We start from the raw sequence: 23,906 nt of genomic DNA, 5'->3' as shown, positions 1-23,906 counted from the left end.
AATTAAATTTTAAGTGTATCATCTAAATCTCCGGGAGGTAAAACTTTTCCGGTTAGGCGTTCCTTCCAATTGGTCCACCCGTACTTTTTGGATAAAATAAGAAGCATAACAGGATATATAATAAAAACTGGTGCAAAAACTTCCCAACCAATTTCAGGTTCAGAAATATCCTTATATATAGAATTCGTCTGGAAAGCCGTCCATTCTGCAGTAACCAAAAGTGCAGCAGTTAAATTATTTGCTGCATGAAAACCAAGGGCCAATTCCAAACCTTCATCCATTAGGGTAAGAATACCTAAAAACAGGCCGGTTCCAATATAAAAAACCATTACCCCGTATCCGATTTTAGCTACTTCCGGATTAAAGATATGCAGCAGTCCAAAAAATACAGATGTACCTATAAGTGGAACCCATCTGTTCTTTGCGGCAATGCCCAATCCCTGCATTAAATAACCACGCAAAAAATACTCTTCAAAGCTAGTTTGAATAGGGATCAGAATAAGAGCGATAAGCAGCAATACTAAAAATGGACCTGGCTGAAAGTTATATACGTAGTCTTCAGGTGATAAAAAGATATCCAAACCTATAAATATGCCAGAAATTGCAGCCCACAGGAAAAATGTGAAAATCACTCGTTTCCAATCAATACTTTTCCTGGAAGTGCTTAATGATATAAAGCTTTGTCCATGTACATATTTTAAAGTAAGATATAGTGCCAAAAACCCTATAACAAATGTCAGCAGCGCAAGAAAGAAAAATAAATTAGATCCCAATAAATTGGAAATTTCGGCTATGTCTGACGGGTATTCTCCTGACTCAATTGCTTTTGCAATAAGAACTAAAACCAGGGGACCTGCCCCAATAACTTGCCAGCCAAAGAAAATTATTATTACTCCAACCGCATATCGCCATAGTTCATGCAATCCTTTAAAACCTTGTTCTATATACATAATTTATTTATTAAGCTTTGTTCCCAGTTTGAATTTTTATCGTATTGTAATTTCCCATTTTGTATTTTAAGTGGACTGGTAAAATTATTAGTAAATAAAGTCCCGGTGCCTAATCCCTGAGCCATTTTGCTGTTAAGCGTATACGTCCACTGAGCGATGGCGTTAAGACCAATATTACTTTCCAATGCACTGGTAATCCACCAGCCGATATTTAATTTTGAAGCTACCTCAATCCATTCCTTACAAGCCATGAATCCCCCCAAAAGGCTTGGCTTTAAAATAATATAGTGTGGCATAATGGTTTGTAGCAAAGTTTCCTTTTCCGTTACGGTATGATGGCCAATTAGTTCTTCATCAAGACCTATTGGCAGTGGTGAGTTTTCACATAGATGTTTCATTTCAACAGGAAATCCTTGTTTAATAGGCTGTTCAATAGAATGTATATCGCAGGCTGCTAATTTAATGAGTTTATTCAAGGCTTCATCTGCTTTAAATGCCCCATTGGCATCAACCCGAAGTTCAATTTCTTCTTTTTTATACTTCTTTCTCAGGGAAGTCAATAACGACAATTCCGTATTAAAATCAATTGCCCCTATTTTAATTTTAATACAACTGAATCCCGACGCTATCTTTTGAGCTATTTGTTCCTGCATATATTCTATATCGCCCATCCAAATTAGGCCATTAATATCAATGGCTGCTTCAGATTTGGTAAAGGCCGAAGGGAAAAGCACGAAGGGGTTTTCAGAAGCCAGGGAAGTGAAAGCCTGTTCCACTCCAAATCTAATGCTTGGATATTCCTTTAAATCTTCTAAAAGTCTTTCTTTACCTAAATGAATATGTGAACAGGTCCAGGAAAGTTTGTCCTCATATTCAGGTACATCATCAATACTAAGGCCTCTGAACAATCCGCATTCTCCTATTCCAAATTTTCCATTACTGTTCAGGACTAAAAACCAGGTTTCTTTTTTCCTAAGAATGCCTCGCGACGTGCCACTAGGTCTTTTGAAGTTCAGATCGTATTTCTTGTAAAGGGCTTCCATATGAATTGGTGCTAAATTTAACTATATTTTCAATCTAAAAATTAGAGAATGGAGGGAAATAATAAAAAAGTAATATGGTTAACCGGTGCTTCTTCCGGTATAGGTGAAGCACTGGCCTATGAATTAAGCCTGAAAGGCCATAAACTTATCCTGTCCGCCCGAAATAAAAAACAACTCCAATTGGTTAAAGAGAACTGCAAATTTCCGGATAGCGTGACAATTTTACCTCTTGACCTTTCAAAATTTAGGTCTATGGATCATAGTGTTAGCACTGCAATTACTTTTTATGGGAAGATTGACATACTAATCAATAATGCAGGAATAAGTCAGCGTTCTTTAATAATGGATACAGATTTAGAAGTCTATGAAAAATTGATAAATGTAAATTATTTGGGAACTGTTGCCCTAAGCAAAGAAGTCTTGCCCCATTTTATCTCAAATGGGAGCGGGCATTTTGTTACCGTAACAAGTTTAATGGGCAAATTTGGGTCTCCTTATAGGTCCGGCTATTGTGCCGCTAAACACGCCCTGCACGGTTTCTTTGATGTGCTTAGGATGGAACACGATAAGGATGGTATAGATGTAACCCTGGTATGTCCTGGTTTTGTTCAGACCAAGGTGGCTATTAATGCTTTAATCGGGGATGGTTCTTCTCAAAATAGAAATGATACAGCAACGGAGCAAGGCTTGCCCCCGGAGATATTTGCAAGAAAAATGATCCGGGCAATAGAGCAAAAGAAATATGAAGTTTATATTGGCGGTAAAGAAATTAAAGGTATTTACCTGAAACGATTTTTTCCAAAGCTATTACACAAAATAGTACTGAGAAGTAAGTTTAGATAATTAAATGGTAATTGCCTCCCCAATTGGTAGCAAGTGCAATTTTTTACCGGCTTTCGTAAATTTTTCCTGAGCCTTCTTGTGGTCGATTTCTATATAACCAAAAGTATCATAATGATATCCCAGCACCGTATCACAAGAAACAAAATCTGCAGCCAGAACAGCATCTTCTATTCCCATAGTAAAATTGTCCCCAATGGGCAAAATGGCCAGATTTAATTTATGGGTCAAAGGAATTAATTTCATATCCATAGTCAGGGCAGTATCTCCGGCAATATAAAGTTGCTTGCCTTCAGAAGAGATAATAAACCCACCGGGCTGTCCGCCATATGAACCATCGGGAAAGGAAGAAGTATGTATGGCATTCGTATATTTTACTTTTCCAAAGTCAAAATTCCAATTGCCGCCGTGATTCATGGGATGTACTTTGAAGCCCTTAGCCTGATAATGCATTGCAATCTCATAATTACTGACAATTACTGAATCAGATCTTTTAGCAATGGCTTCTACATCCAGGATATGGTCCTGATGGGCATGTGTAACCAAGATATAATCAGGATTCAAATCTTCTATATCAACCTTTCCGGTTGCTTTCTCGTTTGCTGTAATGAACGGGTCAACTAAAACCTTGTATTGACCGACCTCAACCAATAAGGATGCGTGCCCTAAAAAAGTAATTTTCATGATATAACATTTAGAAGTTCAAATTTATTTAAAATTGAACCAAAAACGTACACCATCCGTAGTTTTATCAATATTTAATGTAGATTGTAATTGATTTACCAGACGCTTCATTAACCGAATCCCCATTGAGGAATTGGCCCTTTCTTCAGATTCTTCGTCAAGTCCTATACCATTATCGGTATACTCAAAGAATCCCTGGTCGCCGTTTTTTCTAAGGTGGATATATATTTTACCATCGGCATCATCATCAGGAAACGCATATTTAAAAGAATTTGACACCAACTCATTTAGTATTAATCCAAAAGGGATAGCCCTGTCAATATCCAATTCAACCCCTTCAGCGTCAATTGTTATATTAATACTATGTCCTCCTTTTTTGAATACTGATTGAACACTATTAACCAGACTTTCTATATAACCCTGCATTTCAATTACAGATAAATCATCATTTTGATATAATTTCTGATGTATTAGAGCCATAGCTTTTACCCTGCTCTTCCCTTCCTCAAGAGCTTCAATAGCCGCTTTACTTCGCGTATTTTTGGTTTGCAGACTCAAAAGGCTCGATACCATTTGCAGGTTGTTTTTTACACGATGATGAATTTCTTTAAGTAAAGAATCTTTTTCTACCAGAGAATTTTCAATTATATGCTTCTGTTCGGCAATAAGACGTTGATTCTTTATACTTTTTAAATAGGCATAAACTAATCCCGCAAAACCCAAAAGAGTAAAAATCAAAGAAATAAAAACCAGGTTTATCTGCTCGTCCTTAGCCTGCATTTCATTTCTAGCGCGTTCCATTTCCAGCTTTTGCGCATCTATCATTCTTTTGGAATTCTCAATTTCATATTTTGCAACTGTGGAAAGTTGTTGTTTTTTAAGTGAGGAGTCATTGATATTAATAGAATCAGCAATCCTTACATTTTTCTTTAAGTAAAAACTAGAATTTTTATAGTCCTCAATCTTGTCGTAATATGCAGCCAGTAATCTGTTTTTCTTAATAATATGCTCTATTTTAATGGGATTAAGAGCTTCATTTAATATGTCCTTTGCCTTTTGAAAATTTTCCAGCTGAAGGTGACAATCTGCAAGTGCCAGACTATTTTCAATCACATCCTCAGAATACTGACCAATATTATTTTCCTTTATTAAACCAATACTATTTTCCAAATAAGGTAAGGCCTCTTCAAATTGTTTTAGCTGCAAATAGGATTTACCAATATTCCCTTCAATAATTCCCTTTAATAATTTGGCATCCTGTAATTCTTTCTCCGTCTTAACCTGGGTCACATCATTTAAAAATACATCCACATAACCTTTGGCTTTTTTAAAATTACTCAACGCAACCGAGGAAGATTTGTCCAGAAGTAAATACCGTCCTACATTATTATTATATTCTGCAAGACCGTAGAGATCACTGTTATCAATGGTCTTTTTCATATCCATGATATAATCTTCCATGGCTTTTCTATGCAAACCCAGATTAGAATAAATATCATAAAAGGTAATATTCTCGGAGAAACCTAAATCTCTTTTCTCCTGTCTTATCTCAACTTGCTTGCCATATAGTTGTAATTGTGAATAGTTACTATCTATCAAATCCAACATAAACCTCTTGGTCTGCAAATCGAGCCCATCTTTCACAGAATACAGGTCATTAGCTATAGCTACACTTTTGTCGTAGTCACCCAAATCATAATAAATTTGAGATTGCATGAGCTTATAATTATTTATAGCCGTTGAATCTCCTGACTTCTCTGCAGAATTTAGGTAAACATTAACCTCATCTAACCAATCATAGGCGGAATTTTCATTGTACCTGTGTAGTGTATTAAAAAAATAATCAAACCTATCGGCAACACTTTGCTTTTCCTTAAATACATCCAATACATTTTCATCCAAGGTATCTAAAACCTGGGCTCCGACACTTTGAACTAAAGAAAGAAAAAATATTACTAAAATTTTACCCAGCGATTTTGCCATAACAAGCTTAGGGATATTTGCCTAATTCTATTTTGATCTGATTAAAATTATTAAGTTAAAAACCTTAACAACAATTTAAACTTACTATTAATTCGTCTAGCGTTTAAATTTTTGTTGTAAAGTAGAATGAAACTGTTGTCTACCAGAGCTCTTAGTAAAATTTAAGGCTTATAACAAAATATTTTCATCCATACTTTTAATGCCAAAACACCTTCAATTTTCCGCATGCATTTTTTGTAATCATCCTTATAAAATACGTGGGGCAACTAAAAAAAGACTATACACAAAGCATAGCCTTTTAAACTGTGATATATTAATGATAAGATTTGGGGTGCTGTATCAGCGCTTCAAATTTATTACCTAGAAATTTAGCATTCGGGTTTTTGTTGTGTAAGTGCATAATTATGTTGTGAAATAGCATTTTATAGTCATTATAAGCATTTTACCCGATTTTTTTAGCCTTTCATGGAGTATTAATTCAAGAGAGATTAGAAATCCGGTTCAATTCAAAATGGTATTAATCAAAAAGAGCCCTGCCAACTAAGACAAGACTCTTTTACGAGAACACTATATGAAAATGAAAAAAATTTATCTAATTAATTACATAGCCAAAGTATTCCAATTCTTCTTTAGGGAAAAATAATTGTTGTGAAGTAGTTCAAATGTGTTGTGATTAGCCTTTTGATGGCCATTAATAATAAATACCAGGTTCAATTCTGATAAAATAAAACTACTGAAAAAACTCAGCCCTATGAGTTCATGGCAGAAATAATGAACTCTTTGAAATCTTTCGAAATCGGGATAAGGGTATTATTTATCATAATATCCTTAGAGTTAATTGCATCTATATGATCTACGTTTACGATATAAGATTTATGCGCTCTGTAGAATTTATTTTTGGGTAATTTCTCTAAATAATCTTTTAAGGGAGATCTTACCAAAAATTTCTTGTCTATGGTATTCACCTCGAGGTAGACATTATCTGCCTTAATAAACTGAATATCTCCAAACTGAATTCGATAATAAAGGTGTTGCTTTTTAACAAAAATCGAGTCTTTGAGAACAGAATTGGATACTACCCTTTCTTCATCTTCCGGGTGTTCCTGCCCTCCCTCTTTGGTTGAGTAATCAAAATTTGAAAGCGCAATCTCGATAGAAGTGTATAAATCCTGCTGTTCAAATGGCTTTACCAGGTAGCCATTAGGCTTAACTGTCTTAGCGTTCTCCACAGTAGCCCTATCTGAGTTGGAAGTGACAAAAATGAAGGGAATATTGTAGTTCTCTCTTATATGTTTCCCTAAATCTATTCCAGTTTTGTCGGATGCCAAAATGATATCAATAAGCACCAGGTCTATATGATTATTTTTTAAAACCTCTTCAGCCTGTTCGTAAACAATAACATTATCTACAATTTCATATCCTATTTCCTCCAACATGGATTGCATGTCGTCTGCAATAATCACATTATCTTCTACAATAAGAATCTTAATAGCTTGTTCCAAAGTAAGTATGGTATTTGTGGGTTATGTCTTCTCAAATTTACAAAAAATAATTATACCCTATATAAAACAAGAATCCCAGCAGAAAAGTGCTAAGGGCTACTTTTTTTAATTCAGGATCAAAATGCCTGGGGTTTTCTATTTTGCTTACCAATTTTAAATGAATAAAAAGTGGTACAAATGCGATCAGACATATTGCACTTTTCCATGAATAGTAATGATACCGCACAAAAGTTAGCATGCTAATGAATGCCAAAATAATTAAGGTGTAATGGTATACTTTCCCTTTAGAAAGCCCTATTTTGACAATTACCGTATTCTTATTTGCTTTTTTATCCGATCCTATATCTCTTAAGTTGTTTAAATTAAGTACCGCTGTACTAAGGAATCCAATAGAAACAGCAGGCAGTACCGCCATAGATGTTAAAAACTTTGTGTACAAAAACATAGAACCCAGAACGCTCAGCAGTCCAAAAAATGAGAAAACAAAAAGGTCACCAAATCCTTTATAACCATATGCATTGTTGCCGACTGTATACTTAATGGCAGCCCAAATACTGGCCATTCCAAGCATTACAAATAAAACCACATACCATAAGTGTTTCTCTTGAAAAGCAAAGTATAATAACAGGAAGACCAGGAATAAATCAATTACAACAGATATGCGAATACCCGATTTTAACTCATTTTTAGATAGTTGGCCGCTTTGATAAGCTCGTTTGGGTCCAATTCTATCTTCATTGTCTGTGCCTTTTACTCCATCACCATAATCATTTGCAAAATTCGATGTAATTTGAAAAGCAACTGTTGTTAATAAAGCAAGAATGAAAACATGCAAATCCCAATAACCGTAAATATTAGCCACAGCAGTACCTACCAATATGCCTGACAATGATAAGGGAAGGGTTCTTAAGCGGGCTGCACTTAGCCAGGCTCTAAATTTGGTCACTAATACGGATCTTCAATTTTTATTCGCTTTCCATCCTGATAAGAAGCCACGAATGCATCATCGAAGCCCATTTTAACCAATTGATATCTGAAGGATCTGGCTTCTTCCAATGTCTCGAAGTTACCCAATGAGTAAGAATAAAAAGGGTTGGTTTTGACGAACATAGTATTTGTCAAAGATTCTGAGGCCAGGGTAAGATTATTATCAACAAAGGATTTTACCTGAACTGAATATATTTTTTCTTTTTCTAAAAACATCTTAGCCAGATAGAATTCTTTTACTAAACTCAACTCTTCATTCTTTTGTTGAAGATTATCTATTCTGGTTTTTACAGCATCCAAGCTATCAATAGAAACTAATAAATTTTGATTGTCATAGGTATTAGACCTACTAAGTCCGGCTGTAAATGAAGTAATCGCAAGTGTTCCGATTAAAAAAAGTGCAGTTACACCAGCAAGAACATTTCTTTGGATCTTACTCCTTTTTAATTCTTTATTCTTAAATTTTATTTGATCTAACAAGCGTTCATTTATAATCTGTGCCTTGTCAATATCTTTATGTAATTCTAATAAATCGCTTTCTTCAATAAATGGCATGAGGTAATTAATTTAGGGATCCAGGGTTAAAATTAAGTAAAAACCTTATTATCAACAAAATAAATAGGGTTAATCGGACAAAAATAACAGAATTATGGGAAGAATAAAATGCGCAATTGGTAATTGTTTAAAACTATTGAAAATTAATTCTGACTAAACGGAATAAATCCCGTCGTTTTTAATTTCAATTTTTCTATTCCTGTAAAGGGTTCCTATGGCTTTTTTGAAGGTTTTTTTACTCATCTGAAACATCTCTTGTATTTCCTCCGGAGCTGATTTATCATGAAGTGAAATATATCCTCCTGCTAATTCTAGCTGCTCAAAGATCTGCTTAGCCGCAGGTTCTAGTCCCAAATAACCAATGGGCTTTAAAACAACATCAACTTTATTATCCTCACGAATTTTCTTGACATACCCTTTCAAGGTTGCTCCAACTTGCATGGGTTGAAATACTTCACTATTAAAAACCAGTCCCTGGTATTTATTATTTATTATGACGTCCCAACCTAATTCAGATTGCCTGCTTACCAATAGATCTACCTCATCGTTGGGGTTAAGTGATATTTCTTCATTCTTCGCGAATTTATTCAATCTGGATGAAGCCACTAATCTGAAGCTCTTTTCATCGAGGTAACAAAAAACCACATATGATTCTCCTTCAATCATTTTTGTCTGCTGTTCCCTGAAGGGTACCAGCAAATGTTTTTCCAAGCCCCAATCCATAAAAGCCCCAAATTCGTTTACCTCAGCTACCTTAAGCCAACCAAAAGTATTCCTTTTAATGAGTGGTTTAAGTGTTGTCGCAATAGGCCGTTCTTCATGATCCAGATAACAAAATACACTTATATCATCCCCTATATTGAATTCGTCTGGAACATATTTTAATGGAAGTAATAAATCATCCACATCATCGTCACCTAGAAATAATCCTACATCTGTTTCTCTTAAAATTTTTAAAGTGTTATAATTTCCTAATTCTATCATGAAATTGTTCTAAGCAAAAAGTATAAAAAAAGCCGATCAAAAGAACGGCTAATTTGATGTTCTAGTTATAGACAGATTCTTTTTTAAAGTGCTTTGCCAATATATAATATACCACCGCACGATATTTGTTTCTCTCAGAAGCACCGTAGGTGTTAATTACACTTTTGATACCTTCCATTAGCAGAGGGCCATCTGTTAGCCCTAATTTTTTTTGTAAAAAATTTTTCTTTACGGTTTCAAGTTCAGAATCGTCTGTTCCAGACACTTTGGAAGAATCCATATTATAGATTGCTGGCCCCAGACCAATAGTTACTTTTGTCAGTAGATCCATATCCGGGGTTTGACCAAATTTACCCTTGATATCCGCTGCGTACTGCTCTATAAGGTGGTCTCGTCTACTGCTCATATTGTTAGATTCTTTATAAGAATTAATAAGATCCTAAGATATGAAATCAAAATAAGTAAGCAAAATTTTATCATTCAATAATCGGGGTGTTTTCACCTCTAAAAGCACAGGTGAATTGGAAGGTAAATAAAAAGTAGACAAAGCCGTATTTAAGGTTTTTTTATCTACTGCTTCCAGATGATTTATATTAAAAAGCGCGCAAAGTTTTTGCAACTCTAAATCTTGTACGGTCTCAAAGTAGGTCTCAAAATTCTGAGAATTTTCCATACCTGGTAAGATCCTGAAAATTCCGCCGCCACCATTATTGATTACCACTATTCTTAAATCGTTGCGCTTATAAGAATTCCATAGGCCATTGCTGTCATAGAAGAAACTCAGGTCTCCGGTTATTAGCAAGGTAGGATTTACTGAATGAATTGACGAACCAATTGCGGTAGAAGTACTACCATCTATGCCACTTGTTCCTCTATTACAATATACCTTAAGTGAAGGATCTAAATCAAATAACTGTGCGTATCGCACGGTTGAGCTATTTGCAAGATGTAGCTGATAGTTTTTTGGAATGCCGGAACAAATAGTTTGAAAAGCCAAAAAATCTGTAAATGGAATTTCACTTAAATAAGTTTTCCTTCTACTTTCATATTTTTGTTTTACTTCATCCCATTTGCTAAAGTAATTACTTTGCACTTCAGACCTCTGCTTAAACAAGTTTTCAAAAAACCAATTTTCATCTGTTTTTATGTGTTTTGATAGACTAAAAAAAGTATCATAGGCTTTTTTATTATTTATATGCCAATGATGTTTTGGTTTATATTTTCTTAGAAATGCTTTTATCTTTTTTGAAACTATCAGACCTCCCATAGTAATCAATAGTTCAGGCTGTAATTCCTTAAAAAGTAATTCTTTATTCTTAGACTTTTCAATGGGCGCAATTACACTATCTATACTTGGAAGAAAATTTTTATGATGCACATTTGAAGTAACTTCTGTAAAAACAATTACTGAATCATCATTCGCAAGGACATTTAAATAATCAACATTAATGCTATCTGGATTATTTACACCAATAATAAGCATTTTCTTTGCACACGAATTCCATATTTGGGCAAGATAATCCCAATCGATCTCCTCACTGCTATTCTCCAAAATTACAGGGACACAAAATGGTGCTATCTCTAAATTTTCCAAAGCGTCATATAGAGGCTCCTCAAAGGGTATATTTATGTGTACGGGGCTATTTTGATTAATTGCCTCCTTTAAGGCATTATTTAACTCTGCATCATTATAGTTTTGTATTTGAGACTGTAAATTTTCTAAGCTATAATCTTTTGGAAATAAGGAGGGATCATACTTTTTTACTATATCAGTAGCATGGGAGATATCTTGTTTTAAATTGGCTGAATAACCAATATGCTTTTCAAATAATGATTCCTGTCTTATGGTCTGACCATCACCAATATCGACTTTATAACCGGGTCTATCAGCAGAAATAACAACAACAGGTATATCGCTGTAAAAAGCTTCTGCTACGGCAGGGTAATAATTTAAAAGTGCACTTCCCGAAGTACAAACAGCTATCACAGGCTTTTGTAAGTGTTGTGCCATGCCTAAGGCAAAGAAAGCTGCGCTACGCTCATCTACAATGCTATAACACGAAAAATACGGGTCATTAGTAAAACCAATGGTCAATGGGGCATTCCTTGAACCCGGGGAGATTACAACGTTCTTAATACCCCTTGATTTACAATGGAAAACAACCGATTGAGCCGAAGGAATACTAGAATATTTCATAGGCAACACAAAAATACGACGGAACACGGTCTAAATCCAATCAATTGACCTAATTATATATCATATTTAGCATGGTTTCACTTTTATGAACTGTTTCTATCCACTCTTGTTGAGCATTGGAACTACCTGTTATTCCGCCACCAATATAAAGGAAAGCCGAATCATCTTTTATTTGCATGCAACGAAGGTTGACAAAGAGATGCGAAGTTTTGTCATTATCAATATTTAGTTCTCCTAAAAATCCGGTGTAAAATTCCCGATCATAATTCTCGTTCCTTTTAATAAATGCTTCTGCTTCACTTACAGGAAAGCCGCAAATAGCCGGTGTGGGATGTAATGCCTGAATTATACTTTTTAATTCCAAATCCCCAACTGTTCCCCAAATTTTAGTTTTTAGATGCCATAAATTACCTGCCCTAACAGAATTTACCTTTCCAATTGATAAATCCGGTACGTAACCCCTGAGTTGTTGAACGATGTGTTGGGTAACCAAATCCTGCTCCTCTTTTTCTTTTTTACCCCATGAAGGTTTATCAGTGGTTGTGCTCTTTTTGGTGCCTGCTAGAGACATAGTTACCAAAGTGGAATTTTGTTTAAGAAAAAGTAATTCGGGAGTAGCTCCTATCCAAAGACCTATTTTTGGATGGTACCAGAAATAACAAAAAGCATTGGGATAACTATCAAGGACCTTTCTAAATATTTCAATAGGTGAGGAATTATTGGGGACCACTATCTTTCTTGATAGCACTACTTTCTTGAATTTATTATTTACAATTTCTTTAATCCCCTTATTTACAATTTCGATATGGTATTTCTTCCCCTCTCCCGAGACTGCTCCAAAGTTGGGAGTATCAAATTTTAAATCCCTTATTTGATATTCATGCGAACAGATTTTATCCGCTCGGGTTAGAATTCCAGGAGCCCTCTTATCATAAGGGGCGAAAACAAATCCTTTCTCCCTATAATCATGGACATGATACAGGTTCGAATCTTGCTGAAAAATTGAGATTACTTCGCTGGTATTAGGTTTTCTGTAAACAACAACGGGCAATTCACTTTTCCAGTGATTTTCAATTATGCCAATGTGTTCTAAAAACATGCTAGGCTCTTGGTAGGGCAATAGTGGTTAATTTACATATTGAAATGAGGTTGCCTTTTATGTCTGTTACCCTAATATCCCACAATTGTGTAGTTCTTCCTTTATGAATAATTGTAGCTCTGGCATATACCTCTCCTTCACTTATACTCTTTACATGATTAGCCGATGTTTCAATACCACGCACAAAAAATTTTTGGGCATCAAGAAATACATAAGAAGCGGCGCTGCCAACACTTTCAGCCAGAGCAACAGTTGCACCGCCGTGCAAGACACCATCAGGTTGGTGAACCTTTGAAGTTACAGGCATTTTAGCTACAAGGTAATTTTCACCTACATCAACAAATTCAATTTCCAAGGTTTCCATTAGGGTGTTTTTACAAATATCATTGCAAACCTTAAGTATTTTGTCCTTGTATTCGTCCATAGAAATAATTTTGCGTAAAATTAAGCATTCAAATGCACAAATAACAATTGAAATAATATGAGTACTAAACCTTTGGAAAAATCTGTTAGGTATAACAGCACAAACACCTACGAAACATTAAATGACTTTACTGATAAAACCAAAAATGTATGGATTGTATTTCATGGTATAGGGTATTTGAGCAAGTATTTTCTAAAATATTTTGATGAACTAAATCCTTTAGATAATTACATTATTGCCCCGCAGGCACCTTCCAAATATTATCTGAATAACTCATATAAACACGTGGGCGCCAGTTGGCTGACAAAAGAAAATACTCAAACAGAAATTAAGAATAATCTCAACTATCTCGATGCCATTATAGAAGAGGAAACAATGCTCTCCACGCATAACCTTATAATATTCGGTTTCTCCCAAGGAGTTTCGATGGCTGCCAGATGGGTGGCTCAACGTAAAATTATTTGTAATCAATTAGTGCTATATGCTGGGGGTATTCCAAATGAACTAAATAAAAATGATTTTGCACATTTAGGTGCTAATACTCTGATAAGTATAATTATAGGTAATCAAGATGAATATCTTACAGAGGATCGCTTGTCTATTGAGAGAGAAAAAAGCCAGGCCATATTTAATGGCAGGGCAAAAGAACATATTTTTGATGGAGGTCATATCGTAAAAAAAGAACTTATTAATAGTTTGATTATATGATAAAATCTATAATTCTGGAAAATGATAGGGTAAGACTCTCGCCTCTTACTCTTGATAACTATGCAAACTTACATTCAGTAGCTGCTGAGCATAAACTTATTCAGTATTCCCCTTCTGATATCGAAACTCCTACGGCTCTTAGGAGATATGTTGAAATAGCCCTGGAACAACAGATGCAAAGATCCTCGCTTCCCTTTATTATCTATGATAAAAAATCCATGGCATTTGCCGGAAGTACCAGATATATGAATATCGATTATAAAAACAAGGTGTTGGAAATTGGTTCTACATGGATAGGTGAAAAGTTTCAGGGCACCGGCCTTAACTCACAAATGAAAAATTTGCTGCTAAACCATGCTTTTGACATGCTGGGATTTGAAAAAGTCTCCTTCAGGATAGATGAACGAAACTTACAATCAAGAAAAGCAGTGGAAAAGCTGGGAGCTGTTCTGGAAGGAATTCTCAGGGAAAATGTCTATTTATTAGATGGCCATAAAAGGAATACCTGCTGTTACGGTATTCTGAAAAATGAATGGGAAAATTTTCTTCGCCAGGATAAATGAGCCAACAAGGGGTTAATTTTGTTGGTCCTCCCCGAAAGGAAGTCTATGGTAACGCAGCCGTTTTTGAGGATCTCAATGGCAACTTATAGGATTTAATTGAACCGTTTAAAGAGTAATGTTATTATTCTTCAATTTTTATTAATTCATCCTGATAATAAGTTATACTTCGAGTAGTAAAAAGGTTTTTTGGTGTAATGATTTTCTTAACCCAATTCCCCTCCTCTTCTCCATCAAATTGGTAGATATAACCTTTCGTATTGACAGATTTTTCAATTTTTTCAACCTCTTTTATAAGCAAGCCCTGGGCATCATAGGTATAGTTAATATCCTTTATGGTTGCAAATGACTTCTTCGTTTCATCATAATTAAATTCCTTTAATGAGGTCAATTTGCCTTCAGAATCATATATCCGCTCTTCCGCTTTGTTAGGAATTCCATTAAGAAATTCTTTGGTTAAAACTATCTTGTTCTTTATGCCTTTTTTATTCTTCTTAAAAGATGTTCTTACCGATTTGAGAATTACACCATTTAACAAATAGGTTATTGTTGTTTCGCCCTTATAACTGCTATATTCAATATTTGTATCATCTAAACCTTGATTATTAGATCTGATAATTTCTATGAGATTATCATCCTTATCATAAGAATACTCATAGATATCCAGAACATCACCGGTATAAGAAATAATTTTTTCAGAAACTTTTTTATTATCCGTGGTATCAACTTCAAAAAAATGCGCAAGTGAAGTCTGTTTGTCAAATTGGCCTTCGCGATAAATTTCATCGCGCTTTTCCATCAATTGTCCGTTCAAATATTTGTAATAAGTAATATCGTAATCGGTTTCATTATAACGGGTTAAATTTTTGGTAAGTAAGCCTTCCTTATCAAATTCAAACTCTTCTTTGCCATAATCAGTAATGACCAGGCAAGACTTAACCTTTCCCCTAAGGTCAAAATCCTTTATAGTAAAAATTTGTGGTTCCTGGGTATACGTCTTAAAGGGCAATAAGAAAAGTCCTATAACCGATATCAGTTTAAAAAGGTAAGTAATGTAGTTTTTTTGCATTGACACAAAATTACTTCTTTATACCTCAACATGAAAACAAATAGCATACCGAAAATAAAAAAGGGCGGAATATCCGCCCTTTAATCCCAACATATTTTTTGTTTTACTTTACTTCTTCAAAATCCACATCTTCCACATTATCCCCTTCTTTTGTGTCTTCTGCAGAAGCAGTCTCTTCACCGTTAGACGGTGCTCCGGCTTGTTGAGCTTCAGCCTGGGCCTTGTACATCTCTTCAGATGCAACCTTCCAAGCCTCATTTATTTTATCCAGTGCAGATGTTATTATTTCAACATCTTTACCTTCATAAGCTGTTTTAAGCTCTGTTAAGGCATCTTCAATTGGCTTTTTCTTGTCTTCAGATAATTTATCTCCAAACTCAGTTAATTGTTTCTCAGTCTGGAATATCATGCTATCTGCCTCATTCATTTTATCCGCAGTTTCTTTAGCTTTTTTATCAGATTCTGCGTTAGCTTCTGCCTCTGCCTTCATTTTCTTAATTTCTTCCTCGGTAAGTCCGGAAGAAGCTTCTATTCTGATATCCTGAGTTTTGTTAGTAGCCTTATCTGTTGCCGATACCTTTATAATACCATTAGCATCTATATCAAAAGTAACTTCAATCTGAGGTATCCCTCTTTGTGCAGGTGGAATTCCATCCAAGTGGAATCTTCCAATGGTTTTGTTATCTGTCGCCATTGGTCTTTCTCCCTGCAAAACATGAATCTCAACAGATGGCTGGTTATCCGCAGCAGTAGAAAATACTTGTGATTTTTTCGTTGGAATCGTGGTGTTTGACTCAATTAATTTGGTCATTACGCCTCCCATGGTCTCAATTCCAAGAGATAAAGGGGTAACATCCAATAGCAAGACATCTTTCACATCTCCGGTAAGAACACCTCCCTGGATAGCGGCTCCAACAGCTACAACTTCATCAGGGTTCACGCCTTTGGATGGTTTTTTACCAAAGAATTTCTCAACAGCTTCCTGAACCGCAGGAATCCTGGTAGATCCTCCAACCAAAATAATTTCATCAATATCACTTTTTGAAAGTCCGGCAGCTTTTAAAGCTGTTTCGCAAGGTTTAATGGTTCTCTTCACCAAATCAGCAATTAATTGCTCAAATTTTGAACGAGTCAATGTAACCACGAGGTGCTTAGGTCCGGAAGCTGTTGCAGTCACATACGGAAGATTTATTTCAGTTTGCGCAGAAGTAGACAATTCAATTTTGGCTTTTTCTGCTGCCTCACGTAATCTCTGTAACGCCATAGGATCTTTTCGTAGATCTATGCTCTCTTCCTTGTTAAATTCATCTGCTAACCAGTCAATAACTTTTTGATCAACATCATCACCTCCCAAATGAGTATCCCCATCTGTCGACAAGACTTCAAAAACTCCATCTCCTAATTCCAAAATGGAAACGTCATGCGTACCTCCACCGAAATCAAATACTACAATTTTCTGATCCTTGTGTTTCTTGTCCAGTCCATAGGCCAAAGAAGCTGCTGTAGGTTCATTAATAATTCTTTCTACCTTAAGACCGGCAATTTCTCCTGCTTCTTTAGTTGCCTGTCTTTGTGCATCATTAAAATAAGCAGGCACTGTAATAACGGCTGAAGTAACAGTCTGACCTAAATAATCTTCAGCAGTTTTCTTCATTTTTTGTAACACCATTGCTGAAATCTCCTGAGGGGTGTACAAACGCCCATCAATATCGACTCTTGGTGTATTATTGTCTCCTTTTACGACTTTATAAGGTACTCTGTCAACTTCTTTTTGACATTCTGAGAATTTATTCCCCATAAAACGTTTAATGGAATATATCGTGTTATGTGGATTAGTAACTGCTTGTCTTTTAGCAGGATCTCCAACCTTTATTTCGCCACCTTCTACAAACGCAACAACAGACGGTGTAGTACGTTTACCTTCCGCATTGGGTATCACAACCGGCTCATTGCCTTCCATTACAGAAACACATGAGTTTGTTGTTCCTAAATCTATTCCTATAATCTTGCTCATCTATTTTATTTTATAAGTTAATATTTATCCATATTTCAGTGTTTTTATAAATGACAAACAGTATGCCAACCGGAAAAAACTGACAGGATGTCATTAGTTTCACAAATATAAATGAGGTGTATTCTAAAAAATAGTGCATTTAGAGAGGCTGGAAACAGGAAGAATTACAGTATTTTGGTCTAATCGCAGTCTTCACGCCGCCGTGTATCTATAATATAAATGATCTTCCAGGCTCCGTCTTGCTTGTGCAATTGAAATGAATTTACCCCACAATGACTCAGTTTATCATTGATCCAGAATTCATAAGGTGTCCAGGCGTTTGCCATACTTCCATCGACCTGAATTTGATAGGATAGTAATTTTTCCCGAAATTTTGTAGTGTCAGGAATACTAACTATAGATTTTAGGAAATTATTGAAATCCGAGGTCTTAACTACACTTGCTCCCTCTTTATCACGACCAATAGTTTGCATAATTATACCAGGACTGGTTGTGCTTTTTATTAGCACAGAGTCCTGATTGTGAAACCCATCAAAAAACATTTCAACGGCCTTCTTTACTTCTTCTTTTTCATTATTCTGGGCATTTAATAAACCAGAACTAAAAAGCAACAGCAAACAAATAAATACTCTCATTGTTTAATCGTTTAAACTTCGGTGCCTAAAATAAGGAATAATTTAAACACTTTACCTTGCTCTTAACAATTGAACAAAACTCCTTACATTTAACTCGCCAAAAAGAAAGCAATGTCTATTTCCAAAAAAGAATACAAGAGGGTTACTGTTAAGTCCTTAATAGAAATGAAGAAGCAGGGAGAAAAAATTTCTATGTTAACAGCGTATGATTATTCCATGGCAAAGATTGTTGATGATGCCAAAGTTGATGTCATATTGGTTGGTGACTCTGCCAGCAATGTCATGGCAGGACATGAGACTACTTTACCTATAACACTCGACCAGATGATTTACCATGCCTCTTCGGTTATACGAGCAGTAAACAGGGCTCTGGTAGTAGTTGATCTTCCTTTTGGAAGTTACCAGAGTGATCCCAAAGAAGCACTTCGTTCAGCTATCAGAATAATGAAAGAAAGTGGTGCTCATGCAGTAAAGGTCGAAGGTGGTATTGAGATAAAAGAATCGGTAAAACGAATCCTAAATGCAGGTATTCCGGTTATGGGACATCTGGGATTAACACCACAGGCCATCTATAAATTTGGCACATATACCGTCAGGGCCAAAGAAAAGGATGAGGCTGAGAAACTAATGGAAGACGCTGAATTACTTGAGAAGCTAGGTTGTTTTGCGATTGTCCTCGAAAAAATCCCGGCTTTGTTAACAAGGAAAGTGTCTGAAAATATTACTATCCCAACAATTGGTATAGGCGGCGGTAAACATGCGGATGGTCAGGTCTTGGTAATCCATGATCTTCTTGGAATGACTCATGAGTTCAATCCACGGTTTTTAAGGAGATATATGAATCTTTATGAGGATATGGGAAATGCCATTTCGCGCTATGTTAGTGATGTTAAAAGCCGGGATTTCCCTAGTGATGATGAGCAATATTAAAGCTAGTGGATAACAGAACTAAGACCAATTCCCAAAATCTTCAGGTATTATATGAGGATAACCATATTATTGCGGTAAACAAAAGACCAGGCGATATTGTTCAAGGAGACAAAACAGGAGATGAACCATTAAGTGAAATTGTAAAGCAATACATTAAAAAAAAATATAACAAGCCGGGGAAAGTTTTTTTGGGTGTGGTTCACCGGATAGACAGACCCACCTCTGGGATAGTCATATTTGCCCGAACCTCAAAAGCACTTTCCAGATTAAACGAAATATTTTCAAAAAAATTAGCAAAAAAAACCTATTGGGCAATTATAAAAAACCATCCTGATAAAGAGCAGGGTACACTGGAACACTGGTTGGTGAGAAACACGAAACAAAATAAGTCCTATGCCCATATTAAAGAAGTTCCCAATAGTAAAAAAGCCGTTTTAGATTACCGAATTTTAAAAAAGCTCAACAATTATTATTTATTGGAAATCGATTTGAAAACGGGGAGGCATCATCAGATTCGGGCACAACTCTCGGCAATAAAATGCCCAATTAAAGGAGATTTAAAATATGGTTTTGACCGTAGCAATAAAAACGGAAGTATCCATTTGCATGCCCGAAGCATAGAATTTTATCATCCTGTTGGAAAGAAACCTATATCTATAAAGGCACCAACCGTAGAAGATCCAATTTGGGATGCTTGTTTTTGATTTTTCGATACATTTAAAAAAAGCCCCATACCATAATGTGGTCATCAGAGGAAATCAACGAATATTTTTCAAAGCCTTATCTCGGATAATTTGCCCTACAGGTTTGTTTTGCAAATGACTTTCAAGCCAGGAGAGTATATCTAAATAAAGAAATGCACGCTTTTCATAGGGATGATCTTCATATTTTTTTAGTTCATCATATAAACTTTGAAATTCTGCTTTTAATTCATGAGGATAAATATCCCCTAATTTCCTTAAGAATTTGATCATTTCCTTTTGAACCGCCTGAAGATCATTCATCTTGAGTAAAAACTTATAAGTACTCTTTAACTGAATTTCAAGGTGGTAATCCATGCCTGCTTCATAATGCGCCACTAAACTTAAAACCCGGGCAAAGCACATTAGATCTTCCCTCATCTTAAGGTTTTTATTATCTATAATCTTCTTTAAATATTTTATGCAGGTTTTATTGTCTCCAACTCCAAAATACAGACAGGCAATTTTATAATAAAATATCATTATATGGTGCTGGTCTATACGATCACGGTGTTTGGTTATACCGTATTCAATTATTTTAACCAGGTACAATCCTTTATCAAATGTGCCCTCCAGAAAATGAAGGTTTAACTTATTTGAATAAATATATAGGAATGCTAAGGATGATATATTGTCATTTTTAGAAAATTCCTTTTCGCCAACAATAGCCTCCATTTTTTCAAGTGTCTCTCTAAATTGAGAACTGTATTTTACAAAAAATAAAGATTCTAATAAATAATGATTCCCCTTCAAAAAGAAAACAGGATTTAAATAAATCATTTTTTTATTCTCATAGAACAGATCCACCCATTTACTTGAATATTTATAACATGATAAAAAGTCCTGTATCAAAAAACTATACCATAAATGTGCCTTATACAGCCATAACCTTTCCCTAAAACCAAGATCTTCAATTTTGTATTTAGGTAAATGCTCTGCAAAATAAAGCCTTACTCGGCCAAGGTCTTCATCATTTCGCACATAGCCCACTTTTAACATCATACCATATAACTGAAGGGATAGATTGGAAAGTTTGCTGGTCAAAACGTTTTGCTCTGACAATTTCTTGGCTTGCCTAACCAGTTCATCAGCTCTATCCGGAATACTCCTTGTAATATATTGTGTTTCAATAATCTTTTCTAATTCCACAATTTCATAGGCAATGTTTTTCTCTTCATTATCTATTGCTATACTTTTTACTTTATCCAATATTTTTAGACTTTGCTTATACAACCCCTTTTGATAAAGTATAGTGGCAAAGTCCAATTGTTCCCTTATCTGAACTCTAATATTCTGATTTACCGGATTTAATCTTAAACTAACCAAAATCTGTTTGTACAAATGCGCTTTTAGGTTAGATAGCTGTGTTTTTTTAACGATCCCACTCTCTAAAATTACCCTTTCATCATAAGTCTTAAGTTTATCCAGTAAATTAAAAAGCGCAAGAAATTTGGCATCTGTATTTACTCCAAGGCGACCCACATAAAGCTTAAATTGTCGCTTTTCAGATTTGGAAAGAGATTTAACTAAAACAAACAATGCATCTTTATGGGCATTTGTCATCGTAAAAAATATAATTTATATAGTTGTTTTACAGTACTTTACGAATACAAAAAAGTAAATTAACGTTGTAAATGAATCATAGGTAATTAAGCTATTCACTTTCCTAACTATATATTCGTATAATGACTAAAATTATGCAAAAATAATGAGTAAAGATAAGGTTGATATTTTTGATACGACACTCAGGGATGGTGAACAAGTCCCAGGTTGTAAACTGGATTCCAAACAGAAGCTTGTAATTGCGGAGCGCCTGGACCTATTGGGGGTTGATATTATTGAAGCTGGATTTCCGATTTCGAGCCCGGGTGATTTCAAATCTGTCAATGAAATTGCAAAAATTGTAAAGGAAGCAACGGTTTGTGGATTGACGAGATCTGTTAAAAAAGATATAGAAGTAGCTGCGGAAGCTCTGAAGTATGCAAGAAAACCTCGAATTCACACTGGAATCGGCACTTCTGATTCACATATAAAATACAAATTTAATTCTACAAGGGATAAAATACTGGAGAGAGCAGTTGATGCAGTTAAATATGCAAAAACTTTTGTGGAAGATATTGAATTTTACGCAGAGGATGCAGGCAGAACAGATAATGAATACCTGGCACGTGTATGTGAAGCCGTTATTAAGGCCGGGGCTACCGTACTAAATATTCCAGATACGACCGGATATTGTCTTCCCGAGGAATATGGCGCAAAAATGAAATATCTAAAAGAAAACGTAAAAGGAATTGAAAAAGCCAAACTTTCTTGTCACTGTCATAATGATTTGGGACTGGCCACCGCAAATTCAATTGCAGGAGTAATAAATGGAGCAAGACAGATAGAATGCACAATTAATGGTATTGGCGAGAGAGCAGGAAACACTTCACTTGAAGAAGTTGTGATGATATTAAGACAACACCCGGATCTAAATCTGGATACAAATATTAACAGTAAATTATTATACAGTACCAGCCAAATGGTTTCAGATAAAATGGGGATGGTAGTGCAACCAAATAAGGCTATTGTTGGTTCAAATGCATTTGCACACAGTTCTGGTATTCATCAGGATGGAGTGATAAAAAAACGAGAAACATACGAAATTATGGACCCCGAGGATGTTGGTGTTAACGAATCCTCCATTGTGCTTACCGCAAGAAGTGGTAGAGCGGCATTGGCCTATCGGGCTAAAAAAGTAGGTTATGAACTCACAAAAGTACAATTGGATAGTGTTTATACTGAATTTTTGAAATTTGCTGACCAGAAAAAAGAAATCCTTGATGATGATATCCATCAAATAATTGAAGCAAGCCCAATTAATATTCAAAGTGTCGCTTAAATGAACCTTACAATTGCTCTTTTACCTGGTGACGGAATTGGACCCGAGGTTACTGCTCAAGCTGTTAAGTGCCTTCAGGCTGTTGCGGAGACTTTTGGCCACCAATTTGAGTTTACTGAAGCAATAGTCGGTGCAAAAGCAATAGATAAAACCGGAAACCCGCTTCCTGATTCCACTCTTGAATTGTGCAAAAATTCAGATGCCGTATTGTTTGGGGCAATAGGTGACCCTAAGTATGACAATGACCCAGATGCTAAAATCAGACCTGAACAAGGGCTATTAAAGCTTAGGAAAGAACTGGGACTATTTAGCAATATTCGACCGGTCAAAGTTTTTCCTACGCTTATTGATAAATCTCCACTAAAGAAAAAAATTATTCGGGGTACTGATTTTGTAATCTACCGAGAACTAATTGGAGGGATTTATTTTGGTGAGAAGAACTTGAACGAAGATGGCACTGTGGCTTCAGATTTATGCACCTATTCTGAGGCAGAAATTAGCCGTATTGCGCACATGGCATTCAAAGCAGCTAAAACGAGACGAAAGAAATTAACCCTGGTAGACAAGGCAAATGTCCTTGAATCATCAAGGCTATGGCGAAAAGTGGTCACAAAAATTGCAGAAAGTTATCCTGAGATTACTTTGGAATTTTTGTTTATTGATAATGCCGCAATGCAGCTAATACTTAATCCCAGCCAGTTTGACGTGATTCTTACGGAAAATATGTTTGGTGATATATTGTCAGATGAGGGAAGTGTAATTGGAGGCTCTATCGGTCTGCTACCTTCTGCTTCTGTGGGAGAGCACAATGCGCTATTTGAACCAATACATGGATCTTACCCTCAGGCAAAAGATAAAGATATTGCCAACCCTATTGCATCCATATTATCTGCGGCAATGCTACTAGACCATTTTGGCCTGGATGAGGAGTCCAGAGCACTTGTAATAGCAGTCCTGAAATCAATGAAAAATGAAATTGTCACTCCGGATTTGGATAAAAACAGCAAGTACGGGACAAATTCTGTGGGCGATTTTATTTCGAGCAATATCCGGGAATCGGATGATCATCTTACTATCAACCGGGAAAATATTTGGTTGGGTAAATCTACCATAATTTGAAG

Annotated in this window: 23 protein-coding genes; 7 read left to right on the top strand and 16 right to left on the bottom strand. The window is 35.5% G+C overall.

The genetic code is table 11. The features are described 5' to 3' along the window. Positions 1-2: 2 nt before the first annotated feature. Both WBM60_RS02995 and WBM60_RS02990 read right to left on the bottom strand, forming a co-directional pair. Positions 3-950 (bottom strand): lysostaphin resistance A-like protein, encoded by a 948-nt coding sequence (locus WBM60_RS02995; RefSeq protein ID WP_424258671.1) that lies wholly within the window; start codon positions 948-950, stop codon positions 3-5. Beyond that, positions 941-1,993, bottom strand: coding sequence for an o-succinylbenzoate synthase (locus tag WBM60_RS02990; protein WP_424258673.1), 1,053 nt, complete (start codon positions 1,991-1,993; stop codon positions 941-943). Before WBM60_RS02990 ends, WBM60_RS02995 begins: the two co-directional genes overlap by 10 nt. 48 nt (positions 1,994-2,041) lie before the next feature. On the opposite strand from WBM60_RS02990, the gene WBM60_RS02985 reads away from it, so the two are divergent. After that, positions 2,042-2,836: an SDR family oxidoreductase gene (locus WBM60_RS02985; protein WP_424282751.1), complete on the top strand. Its 795-nt coding sequence runs from the start codon at positions 2,042-2,044 to the stop codon at positions 2,834-2,836. Here WBM60_RS02985 and WBM60_RS02980 read toward each other — a convergent pair whose 3' ends face one another. The 10 genes from WBM60_RS02980 to WBM60_RS02935 form a co-directional block, all read right to left on the bottom strand. Next, positions 2,837-3,517, bottom strand: coding sequence for a metal-dependent hydrolase (locus WBM60_RS02980; RefSeq protein WP_424282750.1), 681 nt, complete (start codon positions 3,515-3,517; stop codon positions 2,837-2,839). A gap of 24 nt (positions 3,518-3,541) precedes the next feature. Further along, complete coding sequence (locus WBM60_RS02975) at positions 3,542-5,500, bottom strand: histidine kinase dimerization/phosphoacceptor domain -containing protein (RefSeq protein ID WP_424277160.1); 1,959 nt, start codon at positions 5,498-5,500, stop codon at positions 3,542-3,544. 749 nt (positions 5,501-6,249) lie between these two features. Next, positions 6,250-7,002 carry a LytR/AlgR family response regulator transcription factor gene (locus tag WBM60_RS02970; protein WP_424261147.1) on the bottom strand — a complete coding sequence of 251 codons (753 nt, stop codon included), beginning with the start codon at positions 7,000-7,002 and terminating at the stop codon, positions 6,250-6,252. A 37-nt stretch (positions 7,003-7,039) separates the two neighbouring features. Continuing rightward, positions 7,040-7,948, bottom strand: a complete 909-nt coding sequence (gene menA / locus WBM60_RS02965) for a 1,4-dihydroxy-2-naphthoate octaprenyltransferase (protein WP_424261149.1) — start codon at positions 7,946-7,948, stop codon at positions 7,040-7,042. Beyond that, positions 7,948-8,544, bottom strand: a complete 597-nt coding sequence (locus WBM60_RS02960) for an SPOR domain-containing protein (RefSeq protein WP_424278659.1) — start codon at positions 8,542-8,544, stop codon at positions 7,948-7,950. The genes menA and WBM60_RS02960 overlap by 1 nt, the downstream gene beginning before the upstream one ends. A gap of 153 nt (positions 8,545-8,697) precedes the next feature. Continuing rightward, positions 8,698-9,528 (bottom strand): S1-like domain-containing RNA-binding protein, encoded by an 831-nt coding sequence (locus WBM60_RS02955; protein WP_424277104.1) that lies wholly within the window; start codon positions 9,526-9,528, stop codon positions 8,698-8,700. Positions 9,529-9,589: 61 nt separating this feature from the next. Next, positions 9,590-9,934, bottom strand: coding sequence for a DUF2853 family protein (locus WBM60_RS02950; RefSeq protein ID WP_424260122.1), 345 nt, complete (start codon positions 9,932-9,934; stop codon positions 9,590-9,592). Positions 9,935-9,967: 33 nt separating this feature from the next. After that, on the bottom strand, positions 9,968-11,725 hold the full coding sequence (gene menD, locus WBM60_RS02945; RefSeq protein ID WP_424278807.1) for a 2-succinyl-5-enolpyruvyl-6-hydroxy-3-cyclohexene-1-carboxylate synthase: 1,758 nt from the start codon (positions 11,723-11,725) through the stop codon (positions 9,968-9,970). A 49-nt stretch (positions 11,726-11,774) separates the two neighbouring features. Next, complete coding sequence (locus WBM60_RS02940; RefSeq protein WP_424258898.1) at positions 11,775-12,824, bottom strand: isochorismate synthase; 1,050 nt, start codon at positions 12,822-12,824, stop codon at positions 11,775-11,777. A 1-nt stretch (position 12,825) separates the two neighbouring features. Continuing rightward, the gene (locus tag WBM60_RS02935) at positions 12,826-13,248 is read right to left on the bottom strand and encodes a PaaI family thioesterase (RefSeq protein ID WP_424258900.1); all 423 of its coding nucleotides are present in this window, start codon (positions 13,246-13,248) and stop codon (positions 12,826-12,828) included. Positions 13,249-13,305: 57 nt separating this feature from the next. Here WBM60_RS02935 and WBM60_RS02930 point away from each other — a divergent pair, with 57 nt between their 5' ends. Beyond that, positions 13,306-13,956 carry an alpha/beta hydrolase gene (locus WBM60_RS02930; RefSeq protein ID WP_424258902.1) on the top strand — a complete coding sequence of 217 codons (651 nt, stop codon included), beginning with the start codon at positions 13,306-13,308 and terminating at the stop codon, positions 13,954-13,956. Continuing rightward, positions 13,953-14,519, top strand: coding sequence for a GNAT family N-acetyltransferase (locus WBM60_RS02925; protein ID WP_424258904.1), 567 nt, complete (start codon positions 13,953-13,955; stop codon positions 14,517-14,519). The genes WBM60_RS02930 and WBM60_RS02925 overlap by 4 nt, the downstream gene beginning before the upstream one ends. A gap of 121 nt (positions 14,520-14,640) precedes the next feature. On the opposite strand, the gene WBM60_RS02920 is transcribed toward WBM60_RS02925, so the two are convergent. From WBM60_RS02920 to WBM60_RS02910, 3 genes are all read right to left on the bottom strand, one after another. Further along, positions 14,641-15,585, bottom strand: coding sequence for a hypothetical protein (locus WBM60_RS02920; protein ID WP_424258906.1), 945 nt, complete (start codon positions 15,583-15,585; stop codon positions 14,641-14,643). Between the two features lie 103 nt (positions 15,586-15,688). Further along, positions 15,689-17,599 (bottom strand): molecular chaperone DnaK, encoded by a 1,911-nt coding sequence (gene dnaK, locus WBM60_RS02915; RefSeq protein WP_424258908.1) that lies wholly within the window; start codon positions 17,597-17,599, stop codon positions 15,689-15,691. Positions 17,600-17,778: 179 nt separating this feature from the next. Beyond that, on the bottom strand, positions 17,779-18,234 hold the full coding sequence (locus WBM60_RS02910) for a nuclear transport factor 2 family protein (protein WP_424258910.1): 456 nt from the start codon (positions 18,232-18,234) through the stop codon (positions 17,779-17,781). 111 nt (positions 18,235-18,345) lie between these two features. Here WBM60_RS02910 and panB point away from each other — a divergent pair, with 111 nt between their 5' ends. Continuing rightward, on the top strand, positions 18,346-19,164 hold the full coding sequence (panB, locus tag WBM60_RS02905; protein WP_424258912.1) for a 3-methyl-2-oxobutanoate hydroxymethyltransferase: 819 nt from the start codon (positions 18,346-18,348) through the stop codon (positions 19,162-19,164). 5 nt (positions 19,165-19,169) lie between these two features. Beyond that, the gene (locus WBM60_RS02900; protein WP_424258914.1) at positions 19,170-19,868 is read left to right on the top strand and encodes an RluA family pseudouridine synthase; all 699 of its coding nucleotides are present in this window, start codon (positions 19,170-19,172) and stop codon (positions 19,866-19,868) included. Positions 19,869-19,922: 54 nt separating this feature from the next. Here WBM60_RS02900 and WBM60_RS02895 read toward each other — a convergent pair whose 3' ends face one another. After that, the gene (locus WBM60_RS02895; protein ID WP_424258916.1) at positions 19,923-21,467 is read right to left on the bottom strand and encodes a hypothetical protein; all 1,545 of its coding nucleotides are present in this window, start codon (positions 21,465-21,467) and stop codon (positions 19,923-19,925) included. A 145-nt stretch (positions 21,468-21,612) separates the two neighbouring features. On the opposite strand from WBM60_RS02895, the gene WBM60_RS02890 reads away from it, so the two are divergent. Together WBM60_RS02890 and leuB are read left to right on the top strand one after the other, a co-directional pair. After that, a complete protein-coding gene (locus WBM60_RS02890; RefSeq protein WP_424276273.1) occupies positions 21,613-22,785 on the top strand; it encodes a 2-isopropylmalate synthase in 1,173 nt (390 codons plus the stop codon). Next, positions 22,786-23,904, top strand: a complete 1,119-nt coding sequence (gene leuB / locus WBM60_RS02885) for a 3-isopropylmalate dehydrogenase (RefSeq protein ID WP_424262350.1) — start codon at positions 22,786-22,788, stop codon at positions 23,902-23,904. Positions 23,905-23,906 lie beyond the last annotated feature (2 nt).

Source organism: Eudoraea sp., assembly GCF_049669105.1.
Taxonomy (GTDB): domain Bacteria; phylum Bacteroidota; class Bacteroidia; order Flavobacteriales; family Flavobacteriaceae; genus Eudoraea.
Note: the sequence above shows the minus strand (reverse complement) of the source record. Positions and strands in the feature narration are given on the sequence as shown.